Raw genomic sequence first — 3,896 nt, 5'->3', positions numbered from 1 at the left:
GGACAACGCAAAGGCAAACGTGGTCGCGGTGCGGCTGGCAAAGTGGCTGTATTCGGGCTTTTGAAGCGTAATGGTAAGGTTTACACCGTTGCCGTACCCAATGACTTTATTGCCAATTATCCGCGAGCAAGTGAAGCCTGACAGCATTGTTTATACCGATTGTTACAAAAGTTATGACGTTCTTGATGTGAGCGAATTTTCACATTTTCGGATCAATCACAGCACACATTTTGCTGAGCGACAAAATCACATTAACGGAATTGAGAACTTTTGGAACCAAGCAAAACGCCATTTACGCAAGTTTAACGGCATTCCCAAAGAGCATTTTGAACTGTATTTGAAAGAGTGTGAATGGCGTTTTAACAACAGTGAGATAAAATTTCAAATTTCTATTTTAAAACAATCAGTAAAGCAGGATTTGTTCTAGTTATCTAGGACAGCCCCAGAAAAAATATCAAAAACCTCCCCTAACGTCTTCCACTCCACCTTTTCCGCCTGAATCATTTGCAGTAGTTTTGTTGAATCATCGTGTTGTCCTTAAATAACTTTATAGGCCGTCTGAAACCGCTTTCAGACGGCCTTGTACTGTTCGTGGCTTAGGTTGTGCGATGTATTTGGCTTAGGCTTCCAGCTCGGCAATAATCTCATCAATGCTTTGGCGCAATTCGTTGATTTTGGCTACAGTAGCTTTAATCTCGGCGTTAAGTACGGCAATATCCACCGCTTCGCGTGTGTCTTCAGCTTCTACATAGGAGCTGGCGGCAATGGCACTGTTGTCCACCGATTGGGCAAGATGGGGCACGTCGGCCTTGTCGGCGAATAACCGCATGATCTGCGCGATGTGTGCGTCGGTCAGAATATTGTTGTTGATTTCTTTTTTTAACAATTTGCCGGCATCGATAAATTGGGTTTTGTTGTCGGCCTTGTGTTTGGACAACACCAAAATATTCACCGCAATCGAGGTGCCGTAAAACAGATTGGGCGCAAGGGCAATCACGGTTTCAACGTAATTATTGTCTACCAGATATTGGCGGATTTTCTGCTCAGCACCGCCACGGTAGAAGATGCCGGGAAAAGAAACGATGGCGGCGCGGCCTCTGGCGGAAAGGTAGTTGAGGGAGTGCAGGATAAAGGCGAAATCGGCTTTGGATTTGGGTGGCAGTATGCCGGCGGGGGCAAAGCGTTCGTCGTTGATTAAAGTGGGGTCGTCGCTGCCTTTCCATTTCACAGAATAAGGCGGATTGGAGACGATAGCATCAAAAGGTTTGTCGTCTTTCAGCTTGGGGTTGAGCAGGGTATCACCCAATTCGATATGGAATTTATCGTAGTTGATGTTGTGCAGAAACATGTTCATGCGTCTGAAAAAATCTTTCAGACAGCCTTTATGCTCATTAGAAACTGGCCGCTAAACCACTAATGCTTGCGCGCCGTAACAAATTCCGCCAATGCCTGCAAATGCCAGACTTTTTCGCCCAATGGTGCCAACAAATCTGCTGCTTGGGCAACCAAATCTTCCGCATAACGGCGGGACGGTTCCAAGCCCATCAGTTTCACATAAGTGGGTTTGTTGTTGTCGGTATCTTTGCCGGCGGTTTTACCGAGCGTGGCGGTGTCGACTTCGCAATCGAGCACATCATCTATCACTTGAAAAGCCAAGCCGAGTTTGCGGGCATAGCCGTCTAAGCGCTGTAAATCGTCATCGCCCAAATCGGGGCAGGCCTGCGCGCCGAGTGATACGGCAGCGCGGATTAGAGCGCCGGTTTTGAGGCTGTGCATCTGCTCCAACCCGGCTTGGTTCATGGGTTTGCCCACATTGGCCAAGTCGATGGCCTGGCCGCCGGCCATGCCGAGGCTGCCGGCAGCCTGGGCAAGCGCGGCAATCATGTTGAGCTGGCGCGAGGGGGGTAAACCGGTAGGCCGGCTTAATATGTCGAAGGCCAACGTTTGCAGTGCATCGCCGGCTAACAGTGCGGTGGCCTCGTTATATTGGATATGGCAGGTGGGTTTGCCCCGGCGCAGGCTGTCATTGTCCATCGCCGGCATATCGTCGTGCACCAGTGAATACACATGGATCATTTCCACCGCTGCCATTGCGTATTCCACTGCCGTTTGATCTGCTTCACCCAATTCGGATGCAGCCAACACCAACAGCGGGCGTAAACGCTTGCCACCGCCGAGGGTAACATAGCGCATAGCTTGGTGCAGGGTGCTCGGCACGGTGTGTTCGGACGGCATCAGTCTTTCGAGCACACTTTCGGTTTGCGCTTGCGCTTTCTGCTGCCACGCTTTCAAATCATTCGCTCTGCTCAAGGCTCAGCTCCTTCAGTTCACCTGCATCGAGCACTTGCAGTTTTTGTTCTACTTCAACCAGTTTGGTGCGGCAGTATTTCACCAGTTCGTTGCCTTCCTGATAGGCCGTTAACGCGTCTTCCAGCGGCATTTCGCTGCCCTGCATGGCTTGAGTAATTGCTTCGAGGCGTTTTAAGGCTTCTTCAAAAGATTTTGGGGCGGTGTTTTTTTTCATAAGGTTCCGTTAAATACACGACAGACAAATATTTTCCGATACAGGAGGAATAGGCCGAAAAAATAATGCAAAAACCGGTTTATCTGCCGATTAAAATACAGCTAGTCCACTAAAAAATAAGGCTCTAGACTGGCAGCTTTATATAAATTTACTTTAAAAGCCCCCAAAGTTCGTGACTCAGTTCATCAGAGTTTCGGTTCCATCGCCATCCGCATTCCCTCAGGTGCAAATCAAAGTTTTTGGTTACGCCATTGAATTTGGCGGGCCTTCGTTTGGTAAAACTCCGGAAGCTTTCAATACCATTGATGTGCCCGGTACCATCTGCAAACTCATTTTGTCCGTGATTAACGCGCAAATGTTTAGAGTAGCCGGCATCGACCAGGCCGCTGTAACCGCGCCGGCTATCAGAATAAAAACACTCTCCAGAGAGACCTTTCCCAATATAACAGCTTGAAGTGTTTGCTTTTTACAATCAGGAACGATTTCGGTATAAACCCTGCCGTCTCTTTCGAAAATACCAAAGACGGGTTGTTTAAGCGTTCCTCTGCCATGCTTTGACTCGCCATGGAAACCGCGCTGCCGTTTGGCACCAAAATAGCTTTCATCAACCTTTATGCTGCCGTATAACCGGTCTTTTTACCCGCTTTGGCAGCGGTATGTTTCGTGCCTGAAAATGCGATACCGGTGGTTGATGGTATTGCGGTTGAAGCCTGTCGGCAAAGCGGTTTTTGAGGCTTCTATACCGACACAAAAATGCTTGATAATTTTTTGAGCTGATGGTCACTTAACTTGGTGTTATATTTCATTTTTCCAGGCTGACAGAGCTATTCTGCCAGTCTAGAGCCTAAATAAATATAAAGCGCAGGCAACGCAAATATCGTGAATCCGTTTTTTCCGCTGCGGGGTCGCTGCGCCTGAGATCAATGAAACAGGTTCACCATAGTATAACAAGGCTTGTTATTTTAAAGCGGGCCGGCCATAAGGGGTTTGTGAAAAACAGCTATTGTATAAGGGGCGGAAGGGAAAAGCCATCTTTAGATTCTATAACGGTTTATCAACAGTTTATTATGATGCACATACTGTGATATCAAATGTAGAAAAGGCCGTCTGAAAACCGGGTTGGGTTTTCAGACGGCCTTTTTCATTGATCACAAATCTGCTCCATTTCCGTTACAACATTACTATGCCCTGCCTTGCCGTCTGTACCGCCTGAAGCCTACCTTGTACCGGAAGAGAAAATTGCTCCAATTTTTTGTATTGGAAATTACAGCACGTTCAGCAGCCAATATACTCGGTATCCAGTCCAACTCAGCCAGATTGTTTTACCGAAAAATCCGCCAAGTTACTGCCTACCGTCTGGATCTTAAAGCAG

2 protein-coding genes and 4 pseudogenes are annotated in these 3,896 nt (G+C 47.7%); 2 read left to right on the top strand and 4 right to left on the bottom strand.

Features of this window, described 5'->3' with window-relative positions; translation table 11 throughout:
• Positions 1–427, top strand: a pseudogene (locus tag IR141_RS12145) (IS1595 family transposase); the annotation flags it as partial.
• A 192-nt stretch (positions 428–619) separates the two neighbouring features.
• On the opposite strand, the pseudogene IR141_RS12140 reads toward IR141_RS12145, so the two are convergent.
• From IR141_RS12140 to IR141_RS12125, 4 genes and pseudogenes are all read right to left on the bottom strand, one after another.
• Positions 620–1,357, bottom strand: a pseudogene (locus IR141_RS12140) (type I restriction-modification system subunit M); the annotation flags it as partial.
• 56 nt (positions 1,358–1,413) lie between these two features.
• Entirely contained in the window at positions 1,414–2,310 is an 897-nt protein-coding gene (locus IR141_RS12135; protein ID WP_135037636.1) for a polyprenyl synthetase family protein, read from the bottom strand.
• The gene (locus IR141_RS12130) at positions 2,294–2,524 is read right to left on the bottom strand and encodes an exodeoxyribonuclease VII small subunit (RefSeq protein WP_135033415.1); all 231 of its coding nucleotides are present in this window, start codon (positions 2,522–2,524) and stop codon (positions 2,294–2,296) included. The genes IR141_RS12135 and IR141_RS12130 overlap by 17 nt, the downstream gene beginning before the upstream one ends.
• Positions 2,525–2,672: 148 nt before the next feature.
• Positions 2,673–3,330 (bottom strand): annotated as a pseudogene (locus tag IR141_RS12125) (IS1595 family transposase).
• Positions 3,331–3,724: 394 nt separating this feature from the next.
• Here IR141_RS12125 and IR141_RS12120 point away from each other — a divergent pair.
• Positions 3,725–3,896: pseudogene (locus IR141_RS12120) on the top strand (IS1595 family transposase); the annotation flags it as partial.

The organism is Neisseria sp. 19428wB4_WF04 (assembly GCF_015235335.1).
GTDB classification, from domain to species: domain Bacteria; phylum Pseudomonadota; class Gammaproteobacteria; order Burkholderiales; family Neisseriaceae; genus Neisseria; species Neisseria musculi.
This window is presented reverse-complemented; position numbering and strand designations above follow the sequence as displayed.

Bases quoted from the DNA above. Each gene is read 5' to 3' on its own strand.
- IR141_RS12130 (WP_135033415.1), bottom strand. From the start codon at position 2,524: ATGAAAAAAAACACCGCCCCAAAATCTTTTGAAGAAGCCTTAAAACGC.